This is a genomic window from Phenylobacterium sp., from assembly GCF_030698145.1.
Classification (GTDB): Bacteria; Pseudomonadota; Alphaproteobacteria; order Caulobacterales; family Caulobacteraceae; genus Phenylobacterium.
In genome coordinates this window covers 1-4,097 of sequence record NZ_JAUYNW010000091.1, presented here as the reverse complement: position 1 = coordinate 4,097, position 4,097 = coordinate 1, and the positions used below count along the sequence as shown (strand labels likewise).

The window sequence follows — 4,097 nt, the reverse complement described above, 5'->3', positions numbered from 1 at the left end:
ATCGCCATGGACCAGGGCCTGCGCTTCGCCATCCGCGAAGGCGGCCGCACGGTCGGCGCCGGCGTCGTGGCCAAGATCGTCGAATAGGCGAGCTTTCCGCACCGAATTGAAGAGGCCGCTGGAGCGATCCAGCGGCCTTTTCCTTTGGGCGGCTAACGCCTCAGTACGGGCGGTCGTAGGGCCGTTCGTCGTTGCGATCGACGGGGCGCATGGACGAGATCGCCATGCCCAGGCCGAGCTGACGCAGGTCGGAGACGCCACGGTCGATGATCTGGCAACGGCCGCGGAAGTCGGCGTCGCTGCAGACCTGCCAGGCGCCGCGGCCCTCGACCCGCACGCTCATGGCGCGGTCGTTGAACTGGCGTGGCAGATTGGTCACCTCGCGGCGGCTTTCAAGGAGTTGGCCCCGGAAATCTGGCCCGCCATAGAGGGTGATCCCGCCGCGGCCACCGCCGCCACCGCCGCCCCAAGGCGGACGTCCGCCGCCGCCGCCGCCGCCCCACGGGGGCCGTCCGCCGTCGCCGCCGCTGATGCAGACGAGGCGGCCGTCACGGTTGTCGATCTCGTTGCAGCCGTCGAAGCGCAGGCTGGTCGACCGCAGGCGTCCGCGGTTGTCGCGGCACTGGGCGCTGACCACGGCGTCGCGGCCGAAGCCGTAGGTGCTCACGTTCTCGCACGTTCGCCAGTAGTCGCCCGGAGGCGGCGAGGCGCCCCGCAAATCCGGTTGGGCGACAGCCGGGCTGGCGGCCAGGGCCGTGACAGCGGCAACCAAGGCGATAGCTCGTTTCATCTTCAGGCCTCCCAGTTGAGCCATTCGACCTTAGAAGCCCCAGGTCCGCAGGCAAGCGCGGTCTGGCGGCGTCCGGTCGGCGCGGCGTTGCTAGCGTTCCTTGCGATCCTTGCCGCCGCCCCGTTCGCTGGTGGCGGCGTCGCGGCCTGCCTTGCCGGCGTCCTGCGCGGCGGACGGCCGTTCAGCGCGTTCAGCGCGGTCGGCCTTGGCCTGGCGTTCCGGTGGGTGCGCGCTCGCCTGACGCTCGGGACCGCGATCCTCGCGGCGAGCCTGGCGTTCGACGCGAACAGGCGGCGGCGCGGCTTCGCGGGGCTTTTCGGCGACGGCGGCCCGCTCAGGCCCGCGAGCCTCACGCGCCTGGCGTTCCGGAGCCTGCTGGCCGGCCTGCCGCTCGACAGGGCGTTCGGCCCGCTGCGGGGTCGCCCGGGCCTCGCGCTTGAGGTTCGGCTCGTCAGTCCGGTCGTCGCGACGCACTTGCCGCTCAGGGCGGGCGACGGCGCGAGGCTGCTCGACCTCCGCGCGGCGTCGAACATCGAGGCGTTCGGGAGCGCGTTCGGCGTGCGCGGTCTCAACCCGGCGGTCGCCGTGGCGATCGTCTCGAGCCGCTCGCGCCTCGTTTCGCGGCGCGGCGGCGATCTGCGGCCGCTCTGCGCGCCCGGCGCGGCGCTCGAGGCGCTCGCCGTCGTCCACGCGCCACTCCTGGCGGGCTTCGATGCGGTCCAGCCTGGCCACGGAGTCGGCGCGACGCTCGCGTTCGCGATCGAAGCGGCGGAGATCCTTGGCCTCGTCCTTGGCCCGGTGGCGTGCCCAGTCGGGCTGGCGCCGCGCCGTCTCGAACCAGGTGGCCTGGTCGCCGACGAAGGCCGGGCGGCGCTCTGCCCAACGGGTCTCGGCGACCGAGATGTGGCGGGCTTGCGAGGAGGCGTCGCGGAGCGCGCGCGCGCGGACAAGATAGCGGCCTGCGCGGTCGGCGTAGCGGCTCACATAAGGGGTCGGCAGGAGCTGGCCGCGACCGTCGTAGATCACGACCAGGACGCCGCCGTCATCGTAGCCGTAGGCGTAGTCCGGATCGCGCACGAAGTACGGATAGCGATCGCCCGGCTCGTAATAGTAGTAGCGATAGCCCACCGCGAGCGGCTCCACGTACATCAGCCAGTCGTCCTCGGTCTCCCAGGCCCAGGGCTGGGCGTCGTCATAGGCGAAGGCGTAGTCCGGCGGCGACTGGTAGAAGGCCCGGTCGACGGCGTAGGCGCGCTCGGCATAGCCGTAGCCGTCGTCGGCGGGGCGGCCGATCGCGGGGGTGTAGGCCGGCAGGTCCGACCAGGCCGGGGCCAGCCCCGGATCGTAGGCGTAGGCGGCGGAGTCGGCGGGCACGAACAGCGGCTCGACGGCCGCCCGCGGACGATCCTCCTTACAGGCGGCCAGCGTCAGCGCCAGCGCGCCCGAGAGCAGGAGCCTGGATCGAAGAGCGTGGGGTCGAATCGGCATGGTGATGTCCTCATCGAAGCGCCCGGAGGCGCATTCAGCCGGCGATCCTGGCCCGCCACGCCTGAACCTGGCTTGAGCGCCCTGTCAGGCGAGGTTCAGGCTTGGGGCGGGAATGAGGCTACAGCCCCGCTAGGCCGGTCGGGGCGCGGCCACGCCCGTCTCGCTGTGGGAACGCGCCGAGCCGGCGGTTCGATGCGCGTCGGGGCGCCCGCGTGGCGCCGATGACAGCCTTGCCCGGACGGGACGCCGCTGCTAAACGACCCGGCTCCGGCGATGAGCCGCGCGCGCTGGCGGGCTTAGCCGCCCTCCGGCGCGCTGTTCATTGTTTGGAGGCCAGGCCCCAGAAGGGCAGGGTCGAAGGAGTGTAGCTCAGCTGGTAGAGCATCGGTCTCCAAAACCGAGGGCCGGGGGTTCGAATCCCTCCACTCCTGCCACCCTATGCATGTCTGCCCGGGCGCGGAGGTCCGCCGCCCAATATGAAAGAGTTATGAGAGCCTGATGGCTAGGAAACCGGGTTCCTCCCCGCAAGCGATGAAGGCCCGCGCCGCCAAGACGGCCGCGGCGATCGCGCCTGCCTCGGCGCTGGCAGCGTCCGCGCCGGCGAAGAAGAAGACCAGCATCGCGCAATTCATCCGCGAAGTGCGCGCCGAGGCGCGTAAGATCACCTGGACCACCCGCAAGGAGACCTGGATCACCTCGGTGATGGTCGGGATCATGGTGGTGATGGCCGCGACGTTCTTCTTCGGCGTCGACTTCCTGCTGAGCCTCGGCGTCAGTTCGCTGCTGAAGCTCGCCAACGGGGGATGAGAGAGATCATGAACGCTGAAGCCCCCACCGTCGCCGCCAATCCCCGCCACAAGTGGTACATCGTCCACGCCTACTCGAACTTCGAGAAGAAGGTGGCCGAGTCGATCCGCGAACAGGCCCGCAGTCAGGGCCTGGAGGACACCTTCTCCGACATCCTGGTCCCGACCGAGGACGTGGTCGAGATCCGCCGCGGCCGGAAGGTCAACGCCGAGCGCAAGTTCTTTCCGGGCTACGTCCTGGTGAAGATGGAGCTTACCGACGAGGCCTATCACCTCATCAAGAACACCCCGAAGGTCACCGGTTTCCTGGGCAGCCAGAACAAGCCGATGCCCGTCTCGGAAAAGGAAGTCGCCCGGATCATCGGCGCCATCGAAGAGGGTGTGGAACGGCCGAAGCCGACCATCCAGTTCGAGATCGGCGAACAGGTTCGAGTCACCGACGGTCCGTTCGCCAGCTTCAACGGCTCGGTCGAACAGGTCGATGAAGAACGCGCCCGCCTGCGCGTGACCGTGTCCATCTTCGGACGCGCCACGCCGGTCGAGCTCGAATACGGCCAGGTGGAGAAGACCTCCTAACCTGACCGTTTCAAACCCGTGGGAGGCCTAGCCAAGGCCGCACCACGGCTCAACCGACCGGATGCCGGTCAACGAGGAGAAAAATGGCCAAGAAGATTCTGGGCTATATCAAGCTGCAGGTGCCCGCCGGCGCCGCCACGCCTTCGCCGCCCATCGGGCCGGCGCTGGGTCAGCGCGGTGTCAACATCATGGGCTTCTGCAAGGAGTTCAACGCCCGCACCGAGAAGGAAACCAAGGGTACGCCCCTGCCGACGGTGATCACCGTCTACCAGGACAAGTCCTTCACCTTCATCACAAAGACCCCGCCGGCGACCCACTTCATCAAGGAAGCCCTCGGCCTCAAGTCGGGCTCGAAAGAGCCGGGCCGCGCCGTCGCGGGCAAGATTTCGCGCAGCCAGCTTCGCGACATCGCCGAGAAGAAGATGAAGGACCTCAAC

6 protein-coding genes and 1 tRNA gene are annotated in these 4,097 nt (G+C 69.2%); 5 read left to right on the top strand and 2 right to left on the bottom strand.

Features of this window, described 5'->3' with window-relative positions; all coding sequences use genetic code 11:
- Positions 1-87, top strand: an 87-nt coding sequence (locus Q8Q77_RS13820) for a hypothetical protein (RefSeq protein ID WP_305584189.1), incomplete at its 5' end; no start/stop codon positions are given.
- 73 nt (positions 88-160) lie between these two features.
- Here Q8Q77_RS13820 and Q8Q77_RS13815 read toward each other — a convergent pair.
- On the bottom strand, positions 161-790 hold the full coding sequence (locus Q8Q77_RS13815; protein WP_305584188.1) for a beta/gamma crystallin-related protein: 630 nt from the start codon (positions 788-790) through the stop codon (positions 161-163).
- Positions 791-880: 90 nt separating this feature from the next.
- Positions 881-2,278 carry a hypothetical protein gene (locus Q8Q77_RS13810; RefSeq protein ID WP_305584187.1) on the bottom strand — a complete coding sequence of 466 codons (1,398 nt, stop codon included), beginning with the start codon at positions 2,276-2,278 and terminating at the stop codon, positions 881-883.
- A gap of 358 nt (positions 2,279-2,636) precedes the next feature.
- Between Q8Q77_RS13810 and Q8Q77_RS13805 the strand changes: the two genes are divergently transcribed.
- The 4 genes from Q8Q77_RS13805 to rplK form a co-directional block, all read left to right on the top strand.
- Positions 2,637-2,712: transfer RNA gene (locus Q8Q77_RS13805), tRNA-Trp, on the top strand.
- Positions 2,713-2,776: 64 nt separating this feature from the next.
- Positions 2,777-3,085, top strand: a complete 309-nt coding sequence (gene secE, locus Q8Q77_RS13800) for a preprotein translocase subunit SecE (protein WP_305584186.1) — start codon at positions 2,777-2,779, stop codon at positions 3,083-3,085.
- Between the two features lie 8 nt (positions 3,086-3,093).
- The gene (nusG, locus tag Q8Q77_RS13795; RefSeq protein ID WP_305584185.1) at positions 3,094-3,660 is read left to right on the top strand and encodes a transcription termination/antitermination protein NusG; all 567 of its coding nucleotides are present in this window, start codon (positions 3,094-3,096) and stop codon (positions 3,658-3,660) included.
- Between the two features lie 83 nt (positions 3,661-3,743).
- A partial coding sequence (gene rplK, locus Q8Q77_RS13790) for a 50S ribosomal protein L11 (RefSeq protein ID WP_305584184.1) occupies positions 3,744-4,097 on the top strand: 354 nt, incomplete at its 3' end.